Raw genomic sequence first — 23,368 nt, 5'->3', positions numbered from 1 at the left:
TGAGTCCGACTCTTCATATTGGGTGCAATAAACCCGAGTGGGTAAGTCGGTAGTGATTTGAAAGCTAAAGTCGTCTGTAGTCAGGCCGGCATTTTCCAGCACTTGCTTAATAATACCTTCCGCCGTGAGTTGCTGGAAAATCTTGAGGTTAATTCGGTAATGTAATAGTGCAAACTTAGGCACCAGTTCAAACACATACTTACAAAACCTGTCACCTATGGGATCACCCACTGACATCGCGTGAACAATGCCGTTTATATAACGCGGTTGCTCAGGCTCACGAATGACCAACTGGGCGGTTTGTTCTAATATGTCGTCAAACTCCAAATCAAAGTTTTCACAGGCAACCACAATGGTAAAAATAAAGGGACGGGAAATCCCTTCACGGCCATCAAACCTGACTACTCGTAATTCATCTTCTATGCCCTTAATAGTTAAGGTAAAACGGCTGGTGTTACCTATATCCATGCTCACCTCCTGCCACTACGACCAAGTTACTAATGCTGATAGAAGAGCTAACAAAGCCACGACAGAATAAGGGGGTTAGGAAAGGGGAGGGCGTTAACTGCAACATACAACACTACACTCTGACTAGCTGGCTAATATGATAGGGTGACTAGTTAAAACCACCTCACTAGCAGTGTAGTTAAAAAGATAGTATTTGTTGGGACAAAAGCTCTAGCAACTTAAAATCCCCATAGCCCCATTTTATCAGAGGGGGTCGCGAAAGTGCTTCAAATTAAGTTCCTTCTCCCCTGCGGGGGAGAAGGTTAGGATGAGGGGGCTCGCGTAGTGGTGGCTTTAAGGTAACTACACCCTCACCCCAGCCCTCTCCCAGAGGGAGAGGGTGCTAAAAATGACTTTTGCGACAACCTCATCAAAGGGGGGAGTCAGCTTTTACGACAACCTGCTCAGGGGAGAAGGAATGTACTGTTGACAGCTTTGGTAACAACCTAAAAAAGAGTCAAAAGTCCTTTTTTACCATTAATTATTATAAGACGCCTCTAAACTCACATTACTGTAATTACTAAAGGCATTTAGTAACACATAATAACTACCTGTTTTAGGTGTTTTATAGCTACATACTTCTAACTGAGTAGTTTTGTAGGGCCTGCAATCCCAACTCGATAGTGTTGGTTTAGTGCCTGCTTTTACATGCATATCAACATCACCTGTACCACCATCTACTTTTATTTTCAGGTTGCTGGCCCCTGCTGGTACATCAATTTTATAATACTTTTGATTACCTTTTTCAGCTGACAGCCCGGTTACAGGTACACCATTTTTCAGTTCTTTAACAACCTGTTTATCATAAGAAGCGACCAGGCTGATATTGCTATAGTTACTAAAGGCATGAAGCACTACATAATAAGTTGCTACTTTTGGTGTTTTATAATTACACTCTTCTCGCTGTGTAACCTTATAGGGCCTGCAGTCCCAGCTAGATAAGGTAGGTCTTGAGCCTGACTTGACATACATATCCGCGTCACCAGAGCCACCACTTATTTTAATTTTTAGATTGCTGGCTCCTACTGGTACTACAATTTTATAATATGCCTGTTTTCCTTTACTTGCAGAAAGCCCTGTTACAGGCATGCCATTTTTTAATACTTGATCATCTGGATCCGGGTCAGGGCCGGGACCATCAGGCACACCAGGGTTAGTTAACTTTGTCCAAGCACAGTATTTTGTATTATTTTTCTCTAGCCAAAAATAACGGCAGTCTGAATCATAACTATTTCTGCCAGTATGTACCTTAAACCCCGAAAGCTTGACATTATTAAGATGTTGATATCGACCATCTTTCTTTAAGCTAAAATGCTGATGAGGCCCAGTTGAGTGGCCACCCTGACATAAGGCTTGTGGCTTATTATTAGCATAATTAGCTACTTTTTGGTTCCGTGTAATAGTATCATTTGTCCGCACTTTAATATTATCTAAATGATAATAAGTGGTAGACCAACCTCCTGGGTGAATAATTTCCAAATTACATGATGAATGGACTTTCGCTCTACCTGGTGCAGCAGAAGCCACCCATATATTAGAGGTATTAGAACCCCAGCTACCACCATTATTTAAGTCAAGTGATGACTGAGGAAAACTACCACTACCATTATTAGTATGCGTCCCCCCATAGCGCCAGGCTTTACCCACCAAATAAGGTAATTGTAAGAGATTATCTGGTGGCAAATCGAAAAAATATTGCTTATTTGATAACGTTGATGAGTCACTTTCTACAATAGGCTCATTTGGAAACAATCGATAATAAATATTATAGAACTCTTCAATACTACTATTGTTAGTCATATTTTGATTTTGATGACCTTCAAATAATAGTTCTAATGATGTTTTTTCAATTAATTTTGTTTTACCATTTATTTTATAAAAATATTTTGCTAACTTAACAGCAACATCTTCCACCTGCTCAGAAAACCCATGTTTATCTGACAAGCTACCCATTGGCTTATAATATATGGATACATCTAAATTCTGATTTAAAACTAAGCCTGTTTGCTGCTCTATTAACGCTATAATAACTTTGGGGCTTATACTGGAATAGCCACTCCAATGAGAGATAACTTCAGCATAGTCAATTAAATGTGGTGCATTACTCTCAAGATAGTTCTTTATATCAAAACTAAGCATTTCATCTGTTGTATATATAAGCTGATTTTGCTCGAAGACATAGCTATCTCTAATAACATTATTTTGTTCTGTACTAACAACTGTTTTTGAAGCACTTAAAACAAAGATGATTGTAGAAATATTTAACAATCCTTTTTTAAGGTGTGTTATTTTTATGTTTTGGTTTCTCATAGCAACAATCCTTGTCTATAAATAGATGCAAATCTTATGGACTATTCGTAAATAGTATAATGATATGCACTATTGGATTTACGGGAGACATTTAACGGATACAATAAACAGTCTTGCAGCTAATTCATTTTTAACTAGAGAACCAATTCAAATTTTATAGATATTAATAGACCAATAGGAAAATAAAAAAGCGTTCACATGATTTTTTGCAATAGCACGCTGTTACATAGAAAAAGGAATAAATAAATTGACTTTGAGTAATAACTTATAGACCACCAGTTTTATAAACAAAAACCTTTTACCTTGATACTCCGTGTCATGGCTGTATGATAAACCTAGGGCCTGTTAACTCCAACAACTTATTATTTTCTGGTATTGTCAAGCTAATTAACTCAGACGTTATTTGATTATTAAATGCACAGTCTATAACTGTTTCTGTTGCATAGCCTTTGCCCTATTGCAGCGGACTAAGTGCCCAACCTATCTGTATCCCTTTCCAATCATCAGAATAGTGTAAACCAACATGAGTAATAAGTTCATTAGTTGATTGCTCAACAATTACCCAAAACCCACTATTATAGTCAGACCAGTGGTTGATAATGTATTCTATTTGCTTCCAAACTTGCTCTCTAGTTAGGGGGTTCCAGCACTTAGGAATCTCATAAAGTCACAGCTCTCGCAGATAGTCGCATAAGCATCTAAATTATTCTGGTCAAAACCACATAGCATTAATCGTTTCGTTTTAATTACAGGAACAGCCATTGTTGTTGACTGACTATAATTCAATCAATTCAAAAGCGTATAATAGCTGGTGTTTCAATATATATGCCCATAAACTAACCTTTCTTTAGTTCAACTGACTCTAACTGACTTATGCGAGAAATTCGAGTTTATTCACCTTTTACCCCACAAGAACAAACAATAATTGAACTGTCTGAAAGTGCTGCAGCACATATTGGACGAGTACTACGCATGAAGCCTGACCAAAACCTTACGGTGTTTAATGGTGAGGGTATAAGCTATCAAACAACGATTATTGAAGTCACTAAAAAGCACGTATCAGTTAAATTGGAGTATGACAATACTACCAATGTTGAGTCTCCACTATATACTCATCTCGGTCAAAGTTTATCCCGTGGTGAGCGAATGGACTACGCTATTCAAAAAGCCACTGAAATGGGGATTTCAGAAATTACTCCGCTTTTTTCTGAACGCTGTGAAGTCAAGCTAGCAGGAGACCGTATTAAAAAGCGTATGGCCCACTGGCAACAAGTAATTATAAGCGCTTGTGAGCAGTGTGGTCGTAGTCGACTGCCTATTATTAACCCACCTCAAACGCTTGATAATTGGGTTAGGCAAGTACAAGCTGATCAAAAGTTAGTGCTACACCATCGCACTGAACAAACTCTTCAAGCCATGAGTCAGCCTACTTCAGTTGCAGTACTCATTGGCCCTGAAGGTGGACTCTCCAGCAATGAGATACAACTAGCAGAGCAGCAGTGCTTTTCTCCATTGGCTTTAGGCCCAAGAGTCTTGAGAACAGAAACAGCTCCTATTGCGGTTTTGACGCTATTGCAAGCACAGTGGGGTGATTTTTAATAATTCCTCTTTTCATTCGATCTGTAAATTTTTATAGCTGGTGTAGTTATATAACAGTTTGTCACGTAATATCTTGCTTCTTGTAGTGTTTATACTAAGACTAAGGGCACCTCACTTGAAATTGATATCTGTAATACCAATAAACCTAAAAAGTTATACATTAACAGCTGTTGCTATTGCCTTTGCTCTACCTACCTCACCAATCGCGCTGGCTAGTGAGTGCTTCAGCCCATCTCCACACTATCAAAAAGATAAAGATACTTTTCAGCCGATTGAAAGCAAAAAATTAACTTATGCAGAGAAAAAAACGCTTAAACCCATTTTTAAGCATATGGATGGTCGTTGGAAAGGTACTGCAACAGGTTTCTTTTGTATGGGGACTGAAAAGGCACCAAGGAAAAAACCTGATAATTATATAATTCAAGAAATAGAAGTGAATACAAACTCATCTGGTGACTTAACTTTAAGTGCTCAATTATTGTCAGAAACAAAAGAAACGTCTCGTCAAGAGAATCTGAGGTTATTTATTAGTAGCGATATATTACGAGTAGGCCAAAATAGTAAGTCAGGTGATACCAGCTTAGATAGTGCAGCAAAAAACAAAATTGTATTTACTCAAAGGTATAGAATACCTACTCGTAAAGATGGCAAAATCAAAGGAAGTATAAGCCAAGAAATAATAAGAAACATTCATGCTTCAAGGTCCTCTATGACAATTGAGTATAATGTGTATACTCAAAATGTTTTAAGCTCTAAAAGTGTTTGGGAACTAAGAAAAAAATAATTTAATTATTTTAGTAGTAAATTATGGTTGTCCTATGATTATTATAAGAAAAATGATTGAAAGCGATCTAGCAGAAGTTAAAACACTATCTGTAGAAGAAAGTCAGACCAAATATGTGGGTACTACATCAGAAATCCTACAACACTCATCTGATACAAACCATTTTCATGTCATACAAAAAAATAAAAGCATTATTGGTTTTTTCATTATTGATACAGCTTATCATCAGCAATATTCTTTTGTTCAAGAAAGAGAGCTTGGTTTACGTGCTTTTTTAATTGATAAAAGCTTACAAGGAAATGGTCTAGGCAAACAAGCAGTCATGACACTTATTCCTTATCTAAAATCAGCTTATAAAGAGTGGACGTCTATAACCTTGACAGTTAACTGTCAAAACCCTGGTGCTTATAAGTGTTATTTAGCGGGAGGATTTACTGATACTGGCGAACTTTATAAGGAAGGGCCTGCGGGGCCACAATATATCATGAGAATGGATCTTAAATAGTATCCTACCTTATAGTTTGAATACCAAGGCCAATAAGCTAATCTATATTTCATATCTTCACGCAATGCTCGACTTTTCAGCTTATTAATTTAGCTTACTGTAGTTGAGCATTGCATACTATTAATTAAAATTACCCACAATTGAGTTCATCACTGCCACCAACTTATCAGTATTCAAGGGTGGTTTGATAAAAGCATGGTAGTCGCCCATGGGGTTTATTACTATCAGGTTACCACTATGATCTACCAGATAATTCTCATCTTTTGGATTAACAACAGGTGAAAATGGAATATTCAGTTGGTTTGCCAAGTTATAAATAGATTTTAAATCACCAGTAACACCTAAAAAATCTTTATCAAAGTAAGGAACATAGTTAGATAGTTGCTCAATAGAGTCACGACCTGGATCTACACTAACAAAGACATAGTTTATTTTTTCAGCTATATCAGTATATTCTTCTGACAACTTTAGCTTCAATTGCTTCAATTCTGTTAAGGTTGTAGGACATATATCTGGACATGAAGTATATCCAAAGAACATAACTGTCCATTTTCCTTTTAGCTCTTTATTTGTAAATGCTTTATTATCATGAGAGGTAAGGCTTATTTCAGATAATGTTCGAGGTGTTTTTAATATATAAGTACCTTGAAGCTGTAGTTGTTCTGGTGACAGCAGCGGCATGCTGGTTACTTTGTTTACTAATAGTACAATACATAACGTAATAAATATTATACAACCAGCTACCGTTAGCTTTATACTTTTACTCATTATTTTTTCCTATATTTTTTGTTATATACTCAAGTTGATAGGCATATAATGATCTACCAATAATGCAACAAATAATAGCATTAAGTAAGTAATTGAAAACTTGAATGTTTTAATAGCAGCATGAGGTACACTGTCTTTATATAACACAACTGTCCAATAAATAAACCTCATACCTAACACCAGAGCACTGACTAGATATAGCAAACCACTCATCCCAGTCAGAAATGGCATGACAGTAACCAGTAATAAAATGATTGTATATAATAAAATATGTAGTTTGGTATAAGACTCTCCATGAGTAACGGGTAACATAGGAATGTTAACAGCAGCATACTCTTTTTTTCTGTGGATTGCTAATGCCCAAAAGTGGGGCGGCGTCCAGGCAAAGATAATTAATACCAATAATAAACTATTAGGCTCTAATTGATTTGTAACAGCTGTCCAACCCAGTAAAGGTGGTGCAGCCCCCGCCAAACCACCAATCACAATATTTTGTGGAGTAGCGCGCTTTAAAAACATAGTATAAACAACTGCATAACCAATGAGTGATGCAAGAGTCAACCAAGCAGTTAAAGAGTTGACTAACCAAACTAGCAAACAAATTCCAGAAAGTCCTAGCAATGCTGCAAATATAATAGCCTGATTATTATCAATTTTACCCTGGGGAATTGGTCGCTTATTTGTTCTGGACATTACCTGGTCAATGCGCTGATCAACCAAATGATTAATAACAGCAGCAGAAGCTGCGCAAGCAGCAATACCTAAACTACCAAAAACTAATGCATTAAATGGTACCCACCCAGGAGTAGCGAGGCACATTCCAATAATGGCTGTTAACATTAATAACGCAACTACTTTAGGCTTGCATAATTCTAAATAGTCGCGCCAATTTGCCTGGGTAGCTGTTATTGTTTTATTCATTTTATTCTCCTTCTATACCCTTCTCAAATGATTTTTATACCCCTAGGGCACAAGGGGTATAAAAACCATTCGCTTTGGCTATTCGCTACCAATTTAAATACTTCTCTGTAGAATTGGGCTTGCCTTGCCAATTTTATATAGTTGATAGTTTAAACCAACTAAAGATATTAACAGTAAGGCTCCACATGCATTGTGGGCTACAGCCACAGGTAATGGAATAAACCAGACTATATTACTAATACCCAATGACAACTGAACAATAAGTATTGACAAAATAGTAATAGCCCAATTATTAATATATTGTTGATTTACTTTTTCTAAGTTCTCTAATTTCACACGCATTAAGCTAAAGCACATATAGCAAAGGAAAAGGGCTGTAATGACTGCTCCTATGCGATGCGCCATATGGATAGCTGTGCGAGCATTGCTATCCATTACTCCTCCTAAATAATTAGGACCTATTTGCTGAAAAATATTAAATCCCTGACTAAAGTCCATTTCTGGCCAATAGCTGTCATGGCAGGTTGGAAAATCCATACAGGCAATAGCTGCATAATTTGAGCTGGTCCAACCACCCAACATTATCTGGATAACTACTATAACAAGCCCAATCCTAGCTAATACTTTGTATTTAAATAAATTACTAGCATATGATTTACTATTATTTTGTTGGCTTGTATTTTCCCTAGATACTCTCAACCTAAGCAAAAGTAAAAACAGCAAACTGAGTGTTGTAAAACCGCCAATTAAATGAGCTAGTACAACCTGTGGCCATAGCTTCAATGTTACTGTCCACATACCAAATGCAGCCTGTATAACAACCAATACTAATAAAAAAAATGGTAACTTAATTGGGTAACTGTTATCTTGCTTATTTTGGCGAAAAGCAACAACTGCTATCATTAATATAAATAATCCTAAGGTTCCAGCAAGATAGCGGTGAATCATTTCCGGCCATCCCTTTGCCGATTCAACAGGGGTTTCAGGAAAACGTAAATTGGCTTTTGCTACATCCACACTACTCTCTGGCACTGTTAAAAATCCATAGCAACCAGGCCAGTCAGGACAGCCAAGACCAGCATCAACCAATCGGGTGTAAGCACCTAAAATAACAACTAGGGCTGCTAATGCAGTAGAAAAAAGTACTAACCAATACCCTGCTTTTACTCTCATAGTTACTCCTACTAGTGAGACTAGCCTATTCTTGATATTTTCAATAAATGTTTAATATCTGTTAATATTGCTTTGCCTGAATGATGCTCAGTGTAATACATCATTATATTACCTAAGGGGTCTGCTAATAAAATTGTATTGTTAACTGGTGGTATTTTATCAGTTAAATATTGATTTATTTCAGTTTGAGAAATTTTACCTAATTTAAGTTTTGGGTGCTCTTTAAAAATACTTTTAACAGACTGTTCACTTTTTGTTGATAAATATATGCGCTCTAACCTACTGGCTTCTTTACCCAATGCTATATGCACTTGCCTGGTGATATAAAGTTGTTGTTGACATAATTTATTGCAGTCACCTGTAGCTATTATAATAAGTTTCCAAGTCTGCTCTGTTGATTCATATACCTTAGCTCTATCATTTGTTAAGATCTTTAGTTTTAAATCTTGTATTGATATTGATGGTGAAACCAGCTCACCATTGTTCGTTTTTCCTATATTGGAGAAAAATCCAGAATAATAGCTAGCATAAGCAGCAACTATACCAATAATCGGAAGCCCAAGAATGACAGTTAAGAGTAGCTTCGCTTTTGCTTGTTTTTTCAATTGTATGACTCCCTTACTTCTTTAGCATTCTTTAATAGAAAACGAACAAATAAAATTAAAATAATCAAAGCTATCGAAAACCATTGTATTGCATACCCCCAATGTTTTTCAGGATTAATATTTATAGGCTTATAGTGAGGAATAAATGAACCAGCTTGCGGAGTATTCAATCTTAACAAATAAAACTTATCTAAGTTATAAATACTTTTTAATTGCTCTCTATCTAAAGCTTGGATTATTTTAGGCCAATCACTTGATAGTGAGTCTTTCGCCAGCAAAAAAGGTTTAGTTAGTTTATTAAACAGCAACCCTGTTAACTCCAACTGCTGATTATCTTCTGGAATTTCTGGTATTTTATCTCGCTTGATTACTGGACCCAGCCACCCTCTATCCACCAATACATACTGATTATTTTTTGTTAAAAATGCCGATATAACATTAAAGCCAGGCTTACCATTGACTATCTGATTATCAAGTAAAAGGTGTTTGTTTTTTATATACTGTCCTGTTAGCTTTACATGCTGATAATTGATATCTTTTTCTTTATAGCTAGAAATTTCTTTAACTACTTGCCCAAATTCAACCGGATCTCCAATACTCTTATTTATAAAGGCACTTTCTAGCCTTTCTTTTTCATACGCTCTAGATACTTGCCAAACACCTAACATCACTGTCAGAGTAATTACACTAAGCATAAATAGTGTAAGCCAGTAGTGTTTAGTTATATTTTCAACTAACAACTGCATTGATAACTATCTCATTGACTCAATAAACATATACATTTTATTGCTAGTTCTACATCTTTTTTTAGTGTACCCTTTATTTTAAATTTCATATTCTTTAGCTCATATAATTATATTATTAAACATACAGGTTATTGGCGTGTGGATTAAAGTCACTATTATTATTTTATTACTAGCTGTTATTTCCAGCTTATTCGCTGGGTTTTACTTTCTTATTCATGATGAAAGTAAAACTGGTCGTTTAGTGAAATCATTAACTTTAAGAGTATCTCTCACTGTTATGATTATTTTTCTACTTATTTATGGTTACTACACAGGTGAAATAGCCCCTTCATCACCTTGGTTACATGTTTTTTAATAACCCCCTACCTCCTCCTTTATCAAAGGGGGAGGTTAGATTCACTATCTTCTTATTATGGCACCCTCACAGAGGACTAATATTTAAAACACATAAACAAAAATAAACAATCCAATCCACACAACATCTACAAAGTGCCAATACCAACTGGAAGCCTCAAATGCAAAGTGTTTTTCACCACTAAAATGTCCTTTATATACACGAATCAGCATGATAGTTAACATAATGGCACCCAGTGTTACATGAGCCCCATGAAACCCAGTTAAAATGAAAAATGTTGAGCCATAAATTCCCGCATTTAAGGTTAAACCCAATTCATTGTATGCATGTATATACTCTTCTACTTGAAAGAATAAAAATGCGTAACCTAATACTAGTGTAGCAATCAACCAGCCTTTAACTTTTGCTCGATCATTTTCTCTTAATTTATGATGTGCAAAAGTCAATGTAACACTTGAAGTAACCAACAGTATGGTATTGAGCAAAGGAATATCCCAGGCTTCTATAACACCTTTTGGACCACGAAACAACTCATTATCTGGATTACTCATTAACGGCCAAGCACTTTCAAATTCTGGCCACAGCAGCTTATGAGTCATCTCTGTATGGCCCTCTCCTCCCAGCCAAGGAACAGAAAGTGTACGAACATAAAACAATGTGCCAAAAAAAGCAGCAAAAAACATGACTTCTGAAAAAATAAACCAACACATCCCCCAACGAAAAGTTCGATCCATTTGAGGGCTATACAACCCAGCTCGGCTTTCTGTAATAACATTACTAAACCAGCCATACAACATATAAGCCATGATTAATGCGCCTGCAAATAAAATCCAATGCGCAGAAGAATCTTGTACTTTCTGAGTAGTATCATTCAATAAACTGGCAGCGCCATATACAGTTAAAAACAGTCCAATAGAAGCAATTATTGGCCATTTACTTTGTGCCGGTACATAATAGGAGCTTTCGGTCGCCATTTACACTAATCTCCATCTAATTGTATTTTTTATATGTTGCTTTTATGCCTCTTCTACCAGGCATTAACTATCCATATTTGTCGCAACTTTTTCTGTCGAGCTTTCCGTCACATCAAATAAAGTATATGACAGTGTTAATTTTTTAATATGTTTTGGTATTTCTTGGTCAATCACAAACCGCATGGGCATAACAACCTCTTCACCCGCTTGCAGTGTTTGCTGCTCAAAGCAAAAGCACTCTGTTTTTTGTAAAAATATTGTCCCTTCAGATGGGCTGATACTTGGCACAGCCTGACTACTTCTGGTCGTATTTGTAGGATTTTTAGCAAAAAACTCAACACTTTTTAGCTGACCAGGATGAACTTTGATTTGTGACACTACAGGCTTAAATTCCCACTGAGCACCTTCACCCAGGTTAGTGATAAATTGCACAGTAATCTTTCGTGATTTATCAACAACTGCTGATGTACTTTGATATTGGTAAGCTTCGCTATTGGTTTTACCATTCAATCCAGTTACCTCACAAAACACATCATATAATGGAACCATAGCGAAACCAAAACCAAACATACCTACAACAATTAGACTTAGTTTGATAACAGTTGTTTTAATTGCCCGTTGTGCCACTTTCATTTTAACAACCTACTTTATATCAGGTGGTGTCGAAAATGTGTGGTAAGGTGGTGGTGATGGCAAAGACCATTCTAAGCCTTCTGCTCCCTCCCAAACTTGAGGTGTTGCCTTTTTACCACTCATAATGGTTTTAATAACAATAAATAAGAACAAGAGCTGGGTTGCACCAAATAAGAAAGCACCCACACTGGAAATCATATTAAAGTTGGCAAATTGTAAAGCATAATCAGGAATCCTTCTTGGCATGCCAGCTAAACCAACAAAATGCATTGGGAAAAAGGCTAAGTTCATACCAATAAAAGATAACCAAAAATGGGTTTTACCTAATAATTCATCGTACATATGACCAGTCCATTTTGGCAACCAGTAATAAATACCTGCATAAATACCAAAAATTGCACCTGGTACTAAGACATAATGAAAATGTGCAACTACAAAGTAAGTATCATGATATTGAAAGTCAGAAGGAGCAATTGCCAACATTAAGCCAGAGAAACCACCTATGGTAAACAAAATGACAAAAGCGATAGCAAATAGCATAGGCGTTTCAAATGTTAACGCCCCCCGATACATGGTTGTTACCCAGTTAAATACTTTCACCCCTGTTGGTACTGCAATTAACATAGTCGCATACATAAAGAACAGCTCTCCTGTTAATGGCATCCCAACAGTAAACATATGATGGGCCCAAACAATAAATGACAGAAAGGCTATCGAAGCCGTGGCATAAACCATTGAGGTATAACCAAATAAAGGCTTCCGAGAAAATGTTGGAATGATTGCAGAGACAGCCCCAAAAGCAGGTAAAATCATAATATATACTTCCGGGTGGCCAAAAAACCAAAAAACATGTTGAAACAGTACTGGGTCACCACCACCACCAGCATTAAAGAAACTGGTACCGAAGTGAATATCCATCAACATCATAGTCACGACACCCGCTAAGACAGGCATAACTGCTATTAACAAAAATGCAGTAATCAGCCAGGTCCATACAAATAACGGCATTTTCATCATGGTCATACCAGGGGCGCGCAAATTAAGAATGGTTGCGATTATATTAATCGCCCCCATTATGGAAGAAATCCCCATCATATGTACTGACAAAATAAAGAAGGTAACTGAAGGTGGTGCATAGGTAGTAGAAAGAGGCGCATAAAATGTCCATCCAAAGTTAGGTGCTCCTCCTTCCATAAACAATGAGCTTATTAAGATAAAAAATGCAAAGGGTAAAATCCAAAAGCTCCAGTTATTCATCCTCGGCATAGCCATATCTGGTGCTCCAATCATCATCGGTACCATCCAGTTAGCTAGCCCAACAAATGCCGGCATAACTGCACCAAACACCATGATTAAACCATGCAAGGTGGTCATTTGATTAAAAAACTCAGGATCAACTATTTGCAACCCCGGTTGGAACAACTCTGAGCGAATAACCATTGCCATCAAACCACCCGTAAGGAACATGGCAAAACTAAACCATAAGTACATTGTTCCAATGTCCTTATGGTTTGTGGTTAACACCCAACGCATAAACCCTTTAGCAGGACCATGATGGTGGTCATCAGCTGTGTGGGTATGATCATCAATAACGGCACTCATTAGCTGACTCCTATCCTTTTTATTGTCCTGCTTCGTTAAACTTAACAATGTCCATAGGCACTACTTGATCACCTGTATTATTACCCCAAGCATTACGTTGATAAGTAATAACAGCTGCAATATCCACTTCACTTAGTTGTTTGCCAAACGCTTGCATTGCTGTCCCCTGCACACCATTCACGACAACTTCTATGTGCTTTTGAGGCTCACCCACTGCAATCTTGCTTCCTTTAATAGCAGGGAAAACAGGAGGCACACCTTCTCCATTAGCCTGGTGACAAGCTGCACAAGTCTTGATGTATACTTTTTCTCCTCGGCTATAAAGCTCTTCTGATGTCCAAACTTTATCTCGTAACTCTCGTTCTTTAGCCGCAGCTTCTTTTTTAGCTACTAACCAGGCTTGATAATCTTCCGCTGACTTTGCTTCAACCACAATTGGCATAAAGCCATGGTCTTTACCACAAAGCTCAGCACACTGCCCACGATAAATGCCAGGCTCTTCAATCCTCGTCCAAGCTTCATTAATGAAGCCAGGAATCGCATCTTTTTTTACTGCTAAGTCAGGTACCCACCAAGAGTGAATAACGTCATTAGCCGTAATTAAAAATCGTATTTTTTTATTGACAGGCACAACCATTGGTTCATCAACTTCTAGTAAGTAGTGATCACCTTTCGGTTCTTCATTAGCTATTTCTGCTTTAGGTGTACTAAGGTTGCTAAAAAAGCCTACATCATCAGCAAGGTATTTATAGTGCCACTTCCATTGATAGCCAGTTATTTGAATATCAATATCAGATTCTTTGGTGTCATAGACCTGAATTAAGGTTTGTGTAGCTGGTACAGCCATTGATACCAGAATAAGAAAGGGTATAGCAGTCCATATTATTTCTATTAAAGTATTTTCATGAAAAGCGGCGGGTTTAGCACCCAGTGACTTTCGGTGCATTAACATTGACCAAAACATCACGCCAAAAACCACAACCCCTATGACAACGCAAATCCAAAAAATCGTCATGTGAAGATCGTAAATGGAGCGGCTAACTTCAGTAACCCCTTGGGGTAAGTTATATCCCCACTCCCCATACACCGACCCACATGCCAGTAGCGTGCTGAAAGCAGCTATTAGCTTAGGTTTATCTCCTAACAACATTCCTTATGCCCCTTGATTATATTTATGTGCTAGCAGGCTAATACTCGCTTTGAGAATTTTTTACTGGTATCCAAACCTTTAATACTCAATATTTGTGTTGTTCACACTATCCACTTTGGTAAGACAATTGACACTTTTAAAGTTAGAGACATTTAACTTATTAATATTTGGCTTTAGAAGGACACAATCTTTACTAAAGGACAACCTTTATCAACATACTATCTTTCACAACCCTGCCTTGATAAGACCAATACACCAATTAGTTATTATTGTGCTTTACTAAAAACCATTTGCAATCCAAGCTTGCTTACACCTTATCAATACCCTTCCATACTACTTTCATATATACCCTTCGCATTGGGTATATCTTAATACTACTTGTTCGGTATAAATTTTTGTTTGCTGTTAGTCACTTTCTTAACCCGACATTATTGGTCTTATTATTACATCGGATGGGCTATAAGGTTGTCATTGGTAGCTGAATTACACAGCTAAACCTGCTTAATTCATACACGACAAACCATTAATATGTGCTTAACCATCATCTTGGATCACCACCATCACCTGGCGCATACCATAACGAATAAATACTATTTTCACGATGGCAACAATACTTGCTAAAAGTTAACTAAAATGTCGCTGACTTTTGTAAGAACTACTTATTTTCACAATTGCATAGCCTGTTACTTCAATTTTTCTCATTTTTGCAATTGCTTATCATTTTCATAACTGCTTGTCACTGAACTTAAGTAAACACTTAGCCCACAATTCCATACAACTGCCTTATTATAACGAACCCCATTCTTACGGCAACTGGCGTTAACGCAGAAAACTAATCTTAGAGTCATTCAGAAAAAAATTATTGAGCTGAATCAATGAGTTATGAGAGAAAATATTGCAAATAATATTTTATTATAAAAAAACAGTTTTATTAAAAATATGTTACTCTTCTTATATTATCCAGCAACTTCGTTTATCGATTAATAATACAAGTCATTCTTTATATGAGCAATATTCATGTAAGCGTATGGGCCATTGCCTGGCCTATGATGTTAGCTAATATCACTACCCCATTACTTGGGTTAGTCGATGCTGCCGTATTGGGCCATTTACCAGAAGCTTACTATTTAGGTGCAGTTGCCATCGGTTCTGCTATTTTTAGCTTTATTTTCTGGAGCTTTGGCTTCCTTAGAATGGGCACGACAGGTGTTGTAGCCCAAGCTTTTGGCGAAAATAATTACACCGCGATTCACAGATACTTTTGCCAATCAATCATTATTGCTTTAGTGATTGGTACTGTTGTGATTAGTTGTCAGTCAATTATTTTATGGCTAGGTAGACTGTTTTTTGCTCCACCTGCTCAAGTATTAGACGAGTTAAACATTTACTATGGGATTAGAATATGGTCTGCACCTGCCGTACTAATTAACTTTACGATGATAGGCTGGTTGATTGGCGTACAACGCACCAGGGTTCCATTACTACTGACTGTAATAGCACACTCAACAAATATTGTGTTAGACATTCTACTAGTGATGGTTTTTAAACTAAATACTGCAGGTGTTGCGTTTGCTACGGTAACTGCTGACTATCTGACACTCATCATCGGTTTAATCTGCTGTAATAATGTATTGCGCAATCTGGGTCAGCCTTTATTCGTCAGCATTAATTTACAGGGCATCAAACAGCTCCTTCTGATTAATAAGGACTTATTTTTTCGTTCACTATGTCTACTTCTCTGCTTTGCATTTTTCACTGCTCAAGGGTCACGGCAAGGCGAACAAATTCTGGCTGCAAATGCATTGCTGATCAATTTTTTGCTGATTATTTCTAATGGCTTGGATGGCTTTGCCCATGCTGCTGAAGCTCTGGTTGGTAAAGCTATTGGAGAGAAAAACCTTGATTACTTACGCCTGGCAATTAAGTCAACAGGCATTTGGTCTGTTGTTGGCAGTGTCTGTTTTATGCTTTTATTTTGGTTGTTTGGCAAACAGATCATTTTTTCACTGACTGATATTGAGTCTGTTAGAGAACTAGCTATTACCTATTTACCATGGCTTATTTGGCTACCCTTAGTCACTGTTTGGAGTTATTGGTTAGATGGTGTATTTATTGGCACAGTAAGAACAGACTTAATGATGTATACCGTTTTAGCTAGCAGCCTGTTTATTTATTTACCAGTTTGGTGGTTTACTAGGCAACTAGACAATACAGGGTTATGGTTTGCTTTCTTTTCTTTTTTAAGTGCACGAAGCTTATTCGCAGCATTAGGCTTTTATTATATGAACAAGAAACAAGCTTGGATCAGGGCCTGTTGATATCTTCTAATAACTCATCACACATCGTACACCTTCTACCTTACATAACTGTGCTTTTGGGAAACTCTAAGCAGTCCTCGTGAGTAAGGCTCATAAAATTTTGCCGCTGAGGTCATATAGCCTATCATTAGGCTAACACTTGTTTTATACTCGTGTAGGTAATAATGTAGGGTAAATGAATCCTAGGCATATCGTCTGATATCATTATTATCTTTCGTCATCTCTTACTATATTTTAGCTACTTTAGAAGTGGCATAGCCTCATTAAAAATTCAGGTAACCCAAAATAACAAGTAGAGTCCAAGTACGACAAGGGGAGTGGTTAGGGCATTATGGACGATCGTGATAATAGCCTCTTAAAAAATAAGAAAACCAGATTTTCACTTAATATAGAGGTGTTTGGTTTTCGCTGAGTTAAAAAGAAAAATCAAATAAAATTCCAGGGGATTAGCTCCCTGTTACGTTTTTTCTAAATACGTGCTACTTATAGCATTTAATTCTAAAAAAAATCTCTGCCATAAGTTTGGCTTAAAGTATATTACAAAAGGCTATTAAAATTTAGCATTTATATACAGTACACAAGAGGTTTTATACTAATTCTAAAGCTCCTTTATAGCTTTTTTGTTAAAACCATTGTTTTTTATGCTAATTATTTATTTAGCTTTTTATGCAATTTGCAATCCGCTTCAACGTATTAATTATTTACAAACAGTTTAATTTTTAGACCTTAATGGAGTTAGGCTCTAGTCGGTGATGCTTATGATAGTGAGTGGTATGAAACAAGCCATTACTGAAGCTAAGGAACAGAACCTTGTCAGTTCCGAGTGGGTAGCTCAGCTAGCGGTGCAAAGTAAACAGTTACATAGAACCATCAAATTACCTGAAGCACAAGGAGATCAAGCCCTCTTTAACTTTGTGATTCAATATATTGAAGCTGTACCAGGCTTTATTGAACACATCTTAAATACAGCAGCTAAGCAGAACTTGCTTAAAGTCATTGAACCGGTTGTTAAACAAGCCACTGGTTTTTTTAGGCAACCACCTAAGCAAGTAAGAGCTAAATATCATTTTGATCATTTAGGAGATTTATACCAATTAATGGATCAGGCTTATTTAGCTCATCGGTTATTAGAAGAGTTAAATGATGCATTTATGCTGCAAACAGGGATACCAATTTTGCCAATGGATATTACCAAAGCCAATTTAATTATCTATGGCATGCTTGGTGATGCACATGGTTGCCAACTGGAGAGCCTGGTGCAAGAAACAGCCAGCCAATTTGACTTATATCGAATTGTTGATCAGAGGCAAATTAATAAACAGCAAGTTTCATTATCTGAGCAAAACTGGCCTTGCTTTAGTACCCAATTAGGTATTTGTTTACAACTACGAGAGCGCCATTTGCGTTTAGTATAATTAGTAGTTTTATACTAATAACTTTTCGTATGCCATTTGCTTAGGTACTTTGCTAACACCTCAAAGTGAATCCTGATTGATATAGAGGCATATACTTAAAAACCCTGCTAATGCAGGGTTTTTAATGCAATATCAATTGCCAAAAAGATTAAGCTTTTTTCTGTGGTTGTTTCGATTTAAGCTTTGGGTTTGGATAAAACTTAAGCGGCTGGCTGGCTGGTTGAGAACTAGCATCAGCCTGATTTACTCGGGTTGGCAGCTCAACAGGTGAGCCAATTGTAGCCATACTGTCTGTATAGCCACATTCAACACATTCTCTCACTTCATGATCATTTTCTTGGAAAACGACTATTCGGTCCATCATTGCACACCGGGGGCATACAGCCCCAGCGATAAAGCGTTTACTAATACTCATTTTGCTATTGCGTAATCCCACTATGTTTTAATAATGGCTCAATACTAGGTTTGTGGCCACGAAAATCCACAAACAACTTCATGGCATCTTCCGAACCACCTTTTTCCAAGATAGTGGCCAAAAATTGCTGCCCAGTGATTTGATCAAAGATACCATGCTCCTCAAACTTTGAAAAAGCATCTGCTGATAATACTTCCGCCCATTTATAACTGTAATAGCCAGCGGCATAGCCACCTGCAAATATATGTGAAAAGCTATTTTGGAAGCGATTAAACTCTGGCGCAGGAACAACTGCTACTCGCTGTCTTACTTCATTTAATACTTTCTGAACATCCATACCTGTCTGGTGTTCCAGGTGCAACTTAAAGTCAAATAAAGCAAACTCAAGTTGCCGTACCATCATCATACCTGACTGAAAGTTTTTCGCTGCCAGCAGTTTATCAAGCATCTCATCTGGCAATACCTCACCTGTTTGATAATGACCAGAAATCAGCATTAATGCATCTTTTTCCCAACACCAGTTTTCTAAAAATTGACTGGGTAGTTCCACTGCATCCCATGGCACTCCATTAATACCAGAAACATCCATATAGTCCACTTGGGTAAGCATATGATGTAGCCCATGACCAAACTCGTGGAACAGTGTTGTTACTTCATCATGAGTTAATAGCGCTGGTTTCTCTCCTACTGGTGGCGTAAAATTACACACCAAATAAGCAATAGGAATCTGTACCTGAGTGCCTTTTTTGCGCCTTACTTGGCACTCATCCATCCAGGCACCACCACGCTTTTTACTCCTAGAATAAAGATCTAGGAAAAACTGACCTACCACTTTATTATCGCGAGTTACATTGAAGAACTTAACATCTTTGTGCCAAATATCTACGCCATCAACTTCAACAATTTCAATACCAAATAATTGGTGTACTACTTTGAACATTCCTGAGACTACTTTTTCTGCTGGAAAGTAGGGCCTCAACTGTTCTTGAGAAATGTCATATCGAGAGTGCTTTAATTTTTCAGCATAATAAGCCACATCCCAAGCTTCGAGTTGCTCAATGTCATCCAGTTGCTTGGCAAACTCCGTTAACTCTGCAAATTCTTGCTTGGCGACAGGATAGGTTTTTGCAGCAAGCTCATTTAAAAACTCCATCACTTCTTCTGGAGACTCTGCCATTTTGGTTGCCAGCGATAGCTCTGCATAATTGTTAAAACCTAGTAGCTGAGCTAGTTCGTGACGCAAGGCTAAAATGTCGTCTATTAATGAACTGTTATCCCATTTACCTGCATTTGGTCCTTGATCAGAGGCTTTTGTGCAAAAAGCAGTGTACATTTCCTGCCGTAACTGTCTATTTTCACAATACGTCATCACTGGTAAATAGCTGGGAAACTCTAAAGTTAACAAATAACCCGTTAGCTCTTTTGTTTGGGCTGCTGCTTCTGCAACTTCTAATGCCGACTCTGGTAACCCTTCTAGTTCACTTTTATCAGTAATGTGTTTTTCCCAATGATGAGTAGCATCTAACACATTGTCTGAGAACTTGCTGGTTTTTTCAGATAACTGCTTTTTCAGCTCGCCATAACGTTGCTTAGCTTCCCCTTCTAAAGCAATGCCAGATAACCGGAAATCTCTTAATGCATTAGTGATCACTTTTTGTTGAGCAACATCTAAAGTTTTAAATTCTTCAGAATCAGCCAATGCCTGATAAGTTTTAAACAACCCTTGGTGCTGGCCAATCCAGGTGCCGTATTCAGCTAACTTGGGAAGACAGTTATTGTAGACTTCTCTTAACTCTGGGCTGTTAACTACCGAATTCATATGGCTTACAGGTGACCAGGCTTTATTCAAGCGGTCGCTAATATCTTCCAGGGGAGTATTCACAGATTCCCAACTGACTGCAGAATCCTGTTTAACAAGTTCATCAATAGCTTGCTTATTTTCAGCTATTAATTGATCAATGGCAGGCTCCACATTCTCAGGTTTAATGATACTAAAGGGAGGCAGTTCATGGCTTTTTAACAGAGGATTAGTCATGGTGTTCCTTATCAGTCTAAGATAGCTACTATTTAAAGATTACAATCATTTACTAGTTGCGGTTAATTAAAAGATACAATGGGTTTGATTGGCTCATTATTCAATAAGCAGTGGTGGGAGGCGTGAATGCTGAGACTTTCACGACTCCTTGAAGGATAAAAAGATATGTCTACTACAATACGCGAATTCCAAGGTCATCGTCCCGAAATAGCTGATAGAGTATGGATCGACCCAACTGCCACCATTATAGGGAAAGTCACCATTGGAGAAGATTGCTCTATATGGCCTCAAGCAGTCGTTCGTGGTGACATGCACTCTATTTCAATTGGTGCCAGAACCAGTATTCAGGATGGCTCAATCTTACACATCACTCATGCAAGCAGTTATAACCCAGACGGCTACCCATTAATTATTGGTGATGACGTTACTGTTGGACACCTGGCAATGCTACATGGCTGCACCATTGGTAGTGAAGTATTAGTAGGCATGAAAGCAACAGTCATGGATGGCGCAGTGGTTGAGTCACAAGTCGTTATCGGCGCTGGCAGCTTGGTACCCCCAGGCAAAACATTAGAAAGTGGCTATTTATATGTAGGCAGCCCAGCCAAACAGGTAAGAGCCCTTACTGAACAAGAGCTGTCTTATTTTAAGTACAGTGCAGAGAACTATGTGAAACTGAAAAATCAATATTTGGTGGAACAAGCGCAGAGTTAAATAAACTCTCGTTTACTTCATAGCTCCGGTTGTTGCAAAAAGCTAGCGGATATGGTGTGACAGGGTGTTCTGTAGCTGCGACAAGGAAGTCGCTTCAGCTCTTGATGGGCCAGGGATGGCACTTCAAGAACGGCGGAAGAATATCCTGTACTCCATGTTGGACATTAAATTTAATTTCTACACCCTTTTGCAACACCCTGCTCTGGGAGAAAACATTAAAAATGATAGTGCCAGTCGCATAACGTACTAAAATCCATTGTCATTCCCCCACAAACAATTGCCACTACCTTGTCATAGGGTTCCAGGACTTCATCAACACAATAAATAGGAGATAATGTGGCACCACAAGCAGGCTCAACTATTACTTGTTGATGATTGGCAAATGCCAAGCAGGCTGCTACTGCCTGCTGGTCGGACACTGTAATAGAGTGGACGGTATGTTCATTAGCAGCACTCACTGCTTGCTTTGCCACCTGCCTAGCACCTAAGCTAGTAGCAATCGTACTAATTTTATCTATCGTAATGGGTTCACCTGCTTTCATGGCTGCATTAAATGAAGCAGCCCCTTCTGTTTCAACCGCTATAACTGGTACATCCTCCCAGCCTTCTATCATCAAGCCTTTAATTACACCACTAAGCAGCCCACCACCACCAACCGAAAGCATAATGGCATCAGGCTTTTCAATCTGCTGTTTTAACTCAGTAACCATTGAGGCGTGGCCTTGCCATATCAAAGGGTCATCAAAAGGATGGATCAAGACAGTATCAGGCTCTTCAGCCAGTTGCAAAGCGTGTTGATTGGCTTCATCCCACACTTTGCCAACCACAACAAGCTCTACCTGTTGTTCTTCAATTAACTCGCGTGCATGTTCAGGTGTCGTTTCAGGTACGACAATTGTTGCAGGAATATTCAATTGACGAGCAGCATAAGCAACAGCATAACCAGCATTCCCACCTGAAGCACAAACAAAGTGTTTAACACCTTGTGACGCATAATGCTGACAAGTTAAGCCAATACCCCTAATTTTAAAAGATGCTGTTGGTTGCCAACACTCCATTTTCAGCAAAATTTGTTTTTGCGCCTGCTGGCTCAAACGCTGATGATGAATAACAGGGGTTTGCCAATGGAGAGGGGAGAAATGCTGTTCAGTCATAAAAACTCCTTGTGCTTGAAACGAATATAGCACGAAATGGAGTGTTTATAGTACCTAGCTCTAAATTTACCTTAAAGGTGATTTTCAGCAAATAAAAAACTTCACCATTCATAAGAGCAAATAATAAACACAGTTACCCTAAACTAACAGTGATTGTGCCACTATTGACTTATACCCTACGACCCTTCGCTTTGGGTATATAATTTGTACGTTACCCCATCCTTTGATGTATGACTTTTGCTTAACGGCTCCATTTATCAGCTGGAAGTTGATTGCCATAACTATCAATGAACAGACTTCCATCTTTAGTTTGTGCTCCTACTGGTCTTGCCTCTAGCTTTACACACTCATTAATATCATTAGACATTGGCGGAGTAACATCACATGTCATTGCCGAAACTAAATAAAACTGTTCATGGCTTGCTACTGTATCAGCCCTGTAATCCAAGTCCTTCAGTTTAGTTGTATATTTTATATTCTCTGTAAAATACCTCTCCTGAGCTTGCATGACTTCAAATAGCATTGCTTTGCCATCAGCACGCCTGGTTCTTTGCATATGCTCTTGGTAGCTTGGTACGGCAACAGTTGCCAGTAATGACAAAATAACCACTACTATTAACACCTCTATCAATGTATAGCCTGAGCTATTACTAAGCTGGATGTCCATATTCATGCCCTGTTATTC

23 protein-coding genes are annotated in these 23,368 nt (G+C 37.9%); 7 read left to right on the top strand and 16 right to left on the bottom strand.

From position 1 onward, the window contains the following. The 3 genes from ORQ98_RS19790 to ORQ98_RS29645 form a co-directional block, all read right to left on the bottom strand. Positions 1-468: contractile injection system protein, VgrG/Pvc8 family (locus ORQ98_RS19790; protein ID WP_274690551.1), on the bottom strand; the 468-nt coding region annotated here is incomplete at its 3' end. A gap of 516 nt (positions 469-984) precedes the next feature. Next, on the bottom strand, positions 985-2,817 hold the full coding sequence (locus ORQ98_RS19785) for a pre-peptidase C-terminal domain-containing protein (protein WP_274690550.1): 1,833 nt from the start codon (positions 2,815-2,817) through the stop codon (positions 985-987). A 454-nt stretch (positions 2,818-3,271) separates the two neighbouring features. Beyond that, the gene (locus ORQ98_RS29645) at positions 3,272-3,475 is read right to left on the bottom strand and encodes a GNAT family N-acetyltransferase (RefSeq protein WP_425347698.1); all 204 of its coding nucleotides are present in this window, start codon (positions 3,473-3,475) and stop codon (positions 3,272-3,274) included. Positions 3,476-3,690: 215 nt separating this feature from the next. Between ORQ98_RS29645 and ORQ98_RS19780 the strand changes: the two genes are divergently transcribed. The 3 genes from ORQ98_RS19780 to ORQ98_RS19770 all read left to right on the top strand — a co-directional run bounded on the left by ORQ98_RS19780 (position 3,691) and on the right by ORQ98_RS19770 (position 5,705). Beyond that, positions 3,691-4,416 carry a 16S rRNA (uracil(1498)-N(3))-methyltransferase gene (locus tag ORQ98_RS19780; protein ID WP_274690549.1) on the top strand — a complete coding sequence of 242 codons (726 nt, stop codon included), beginning with the start codon at positions 3,691-3,693 and terminating at the stop codon, positions 4,414-4,416. Between the two features lie 115 nt (positions 4,417-4,531). Further along, positions 4,532-5,200, top strand: coding sequence for a hypothetical protein (locus tag ORQ98_RS19775; RefSeq protein ID WP_274690548.1), 669 nt, complete (start codon positions 4,532-4,534; stop codon positions 5,198-5,200). Positions 5,201-5,234: 34 nt separating this feature from the next. Next, a complete protein-coding gene (locus ORQ98_RS19770) occupies positions 5,235-5,705 on the top strand; it encodes a GNAT family N-acetyltransferase (protein WP_274690547.1) in 471 nt (156 codons plus the stop codon). A gap of 120 nt (positions 5,706-5,825) precedes the next feature. Here ORQ98_RS19770 and ORQ98_RS19765 read toward each other — a convergent pair whose 3' ends face one another. The 5 genes from ORQ98_RS19765 to ORQ98_RS19745 form a co-directional block, all read right to left on the bottom strand. Then, positions 5,826-6,473, bottom strand: coding sequence for an SCO family protein (locus tag ORQ98_RS19765; RefSeq protein ID WP_274690546.1), 648 nt, complete (start codon positions 6,471-6,473; stop codon positions 5,826-5,828). 21 nt (positions 6,474-6,494) lie between these two features. Then, positions 6,495-7,394 (bottom strand): heme o synthase, encoded by a 900-nt coding sequence (gene cyoE, locus ORQ98_RS19760; RefSeq protein ID WP_274690545.1) that lies wholly within the window; start codon positions 7,392-7,394, stop codon positions 6,495-6,497. A 93-nt stretch (positions 7,395-7,487) separates the two neighbouring features. Beyond that, complete coding sequence (locus ORQ98_RS19755; RefSeq protein WP_274690544.1) at positions 7,488-8,567, bottom strand: COX15/CtaA family protein; 1,080 nt, start codon at positions 8,565-8,567, stop codon at positions 7,488-7,490. A 20-nt stretch (positions 8,568-8,587) separates the two neighbouring features. Further along, positions 8,588-9,172, bottom strand: a complete 585-nt coding sequence (locus ORQ98_RS19750; protein WP_274690543.1) for a hypothetical protein — start codon at positions 9,170-9,172, stop codon at positions 8,588-8,590. After that, positions 9,169-9,918 carry an SURF1 family protein gene (locus tag ORQ98_RS19745; RefSeq protein ID WP_274690542.1) on the bottom strand — a complete coding sequence of 250 codons (750 nt, stop codon included), beginning with the start codon at positions 9,916-9,918 and terminating at the stop codon, positions 9,169-9,171. Before ORQ98_RS19745 ends, ORQ98_RS19750 begins: the two co-directional genes overlap by 4 nt. Before the next feature lie 136 nt (positions 9,919-10,054). On the opposite strand from ORQ98_RS19745, the gene ORQ98_RS19740 reads away from it, so the two are divergent. Continuing rightward, complete coding sequence (locus tag ORQ98_RS19740) at positions 10,055-10,273, top strand: twin transmembrane helix small protein (RefSeq protein WP_274690541.1); 219 nt, start codon at positions 10,055-10,057, stop codon at positions 10,271-10,273. An 83-nt stretch (positions 10,274-10,356) separates the two neighbouring features. On the opposite strand, the gene ORQ98_RS19735 is transcribed toward ORQ98_RS19740, so the two are convergent. From ORQ98_RS19735 to coxB, 4 genes are all read right to left on the bottom strand, one after another. Further along, the gene (locus ORQ98_RS19735; protein ID WP_274690540.1) at positions 10,357-11,247 is read right to left on the bottom strand and encodes a cytochrome c oxidase subunit 3; all 891 of its coding nucleotides are present in this window, start codon (positions 11,245-11,247) and stop codon (positions 10,357-10,359) included. A gap of 63 nt (positions 11,248-11,310) precedes the next feature. Beyond that, complete coding sequence (locus tag ORQ98_RS19730; protein WP_274690539.1) at positions 11,311-11,880, bottom strand: cytochrome c oxidase assembly protein; 570 nt, start codon at positions 11,878-11,880, stop codon at positions 11,311-11,313. 9 nt (positions 11,881-11,889) lie between these two features. Then, positions 11,890-13,482 (bottom strand): cytochrome c oxidase subunit I, encoded by a 1,593-nt coding sequence (ctaD, locus tag ORQ98_RS19725; RefSeq protein WP_274690538.1) that lies wholly within the window; start codon positions 13,480-13,482, stop codon positions 11,890-11,892. Positions 13,483-13,501: 19 nt separating this feature from the next. Beyond that, positions 13,502-14,632 carry a cytochrome c oxidase subunit II gene (gene coxB / locus ORQ98_RS19720; protein ID WP_274690537.1) on the bottom strand — a complete coding sequence of 377 codons (1,131 nt, stop codon included), beginning with the start codon at positions 14,630-14,632 and terminating at the stop codon, positions 13,502-13,504. A gap of 1,004 nt (positions 14,633-15,636) precedes the next feature. Between coxB and ORQ98_RS19715 the strand changes: the two genes are divergently transcribed. Both ORQ98_RS19715 and ORQ98_RS19710 read left to right on the top strand, forming a co-directional pair. Further along, a complete protein-coding gene (locus ORQ98_RS19715; protein WP_274690536.1) occupies positions 15,637-16,950 on the top strand; it encodes an MATE family efflux transporter in 1,314 nt (437 codons plus the stop codon). A gap of 773 nt (positions 16,951-17,723) precedes the next feature. Next, complete coding sequence (locus tag ORQ98_RS19710) at positions 17,724-18,365, top strand: hypothetical protein (protein WP_274690535.1); 642 nt, start codon at positions 17,724-17,726, stop codon at positions 18,363-18,365. A gap of 148 nt (positions 18,366-18,513) precedes the next feature. Here the strand turns inward: ORQ98_RS19710 and ORQ98_RS19705 are convergent, their stop codons facing one another. Next, positions 18,514-18,780, bottom strand: coding sequence for a YheV family putative zinc ribbon protein (locus ORQ98_RS19705; RefSeq protein ID WP_274690534.1), 267 nt, complete (start codon positions 18,778-18,780; stop codon positions 18,514-18,516). A gap of 4 nt (positions 18,781-18,784) precedes the next feature. After that, positions 18,785-20,815 carry an oligopeptidase A gene (gene prlC / locus ORQ98_RS19700; protein ID WP_274690533.1) on the bottom strand — a complete coding sequence of 677 codons (2,031 nt, stop codon included), beginning with the start codon at positions 20,813-20,815 and terminating at the stop codon, positions 18,785-18,787. Between the two features lie 165 nt (positions 20,816-20,980). Between prlC and ORQ98_RS19695 the strand changes: the two genes are divergently transcribed. Continuing rightward, complete coding sequence (locus ORQ98_RS19695) at positions 20,981-21,529, top strand: gamma carbonic anhydrase family protein (protein ID WP_274690532.1); 549 nt, start codon at positions 20,981-20,983, stop codon at positions 21,527-21,529. A gap of 215 nt (positions 21,530-21,744) precedes the next feature. Here the strand turns inward: ORQ98_RS19695 and ORQ98_RS19690 are convergent, their stop codons facing one another. Both ORQ98_RS19690 and ORQ98_RS19685 read right to left on the bottom strand, forming a co-directional pair. Further along, positions 21,745-22,683: a pyridoxal-phosphate dependent enzyme gene (locus ORQ98_RS19690; RefSeq protein ID WP_274690531.1), complete on the bottom strand. Its 939-nt coding sequence runs from the start codon at positions 22,681-22,683 to the stop codon at positions 21,745-21,747. A gap of 241 nt (positions 22,684-22,924) precedes the next feature. Continuing rightward, a complete protein-coding gene (locus tag ORQ98_RS19685; protein ID WP_274690530.1) occupies positions 22,925-23,350 on the bottom strand; it encodes a type IV pilin protein in 426 nt (141 codons plus the stop codon). Between the last annotated feature and the right edge of the window lie 18 nt (positions 23,351-23,368).

Source organism: Spartinivicinus poritis, from assembly GCF_028858535.1.
GTDB lineage: Bacteria > Pseudomonadota > Gammaproteobacteria > Pseudomonadales > Zooshikellaceae > Spartinivicinus > Spartinivicinus poritis.
The sequence above is the reverse complement of the archived record's forward strand: the minus strand, read 5'-3'. Positions and strand labels throughout refer to the sequence as shown.

Coding starts and splice junctions, on each gene's coding strand:
- ORQ98_RS19705 (WP_274690534.1), bottom strand. CDS start 18,780: ATGAGTATTAGTAAACGCTTTATCGCTGGGGCTGTATGCCCCCGGTGT.
- ORQ98_RS19690 (WP_274690531.1), bottom strand. CDS start 22,683: ATGACTGAACAGCATTTCTCCCCTCTCCATTGGCAAACCCCTGTTATT.
- ctaD (WP_274690538.1), bottom strand. CDS start 13,482: ATGAGTGCCGTTATTGATGATCATACCCACACAGCTGATGACCACCAT.
- ORQ98_RS19785 (WP_274690550.1), bottom strand. CDS start 2,817: ATGAGAAACCAAAACATAAAAATAACACACCTTAAAAAAGGATTGTTA.
- ORQ98_RS19770 (WP_274690547.1), top strand. CDS start 5,235: ATGATTATTATAAGAAAAATGATTGAAAGCGATCTAGCAGAAGTTAAA.
- ORQ98_RS19710 (WP_274690535.1), top strand. CDS start 17,724: ATGAAACAAGCCATTACTGAAGCTAAGGAACAGAACCTTGTCAGTTCC.
- ORQ98_RS19780 (WP_274690549.1), top strand. CDS start 3,691: ATGCGAGAAATTCGAGTTTATTCACCTTTTACCCCACAAGAACAAACA.
- coxB (WP_274690537.1), bottom strand. CDS start 14,632: ATGTTGTTAGGAGATAAACCTAAGCTAATAGCTGCTTTCAGCACGCTA.
- ORQ98_RS19715 (WP_274690536.1), top strand. CDS start 15,637: ATGAGCAATATTCATGTAAGCGTATGGGCCATTGCCTGGCCTATGATG.
- prlC (WP_274690533.1), bottom strand. CDS start 20,815: ATGACTAATCCTCTGTTAAAAAGCCATGAACTGCCTCCCTTTAGTATC.
- ORQ98_RS19685 (WP_274690530.1), bottom strand. CDS start 23,350: ATGGACATCCAGCTTAGTAATAGCTCAGGCTATACATTGATAGAGGTG.
- cyoE (WP_274690545.1), bottom strand. CDS start 7,394: ATGAATAAAACAATAACAGCTACCCAGGCAAATTGGCGCGACTATTTA.
- ORQ98_RS19695 (WP_274690532.1), top strand. CDS start 20,981: ATGTCTACTACAATACGCGAATTCCAAGGTCATCGTCCCGAAATAGCT.
- ORQ98_RS19745 (WP_274690542.1), bottom strand. CDS start 9,918: ATGCAGTTGTTAGTTGAAAATATAACTAAACACTACTGGCTTACACTA.
- ORQ98_RS19755 (WP_274690544.1), bottom strand. CDS start 8,567: ATGAGAGTAAAAGCAGGGTATTGGTTAGTACTTTTTTCTACTGCATTA.
- ORQ98_RS19765 (WP_274690546.1), bottom strand. CDS start 6,473: ATGAGTAAAAGTATAAAGCTAACGGTAGCTGGTTGTATAATATTTATT.
- ORQ98_RS19730 (WP_274690539.1), bottom strand. CDS start 11,880: ATGAAAGTGGCACAACGGGCAATTAAAACAACTGTTATCAAACTAAGT.
- ORQ98_RS19735 (WP_274690540.1), bottom strand. CDS start 11,247: ATGGCGACCGAAAGCTCCTATTATGTACCGGCACAAAGTAAATGGCCA.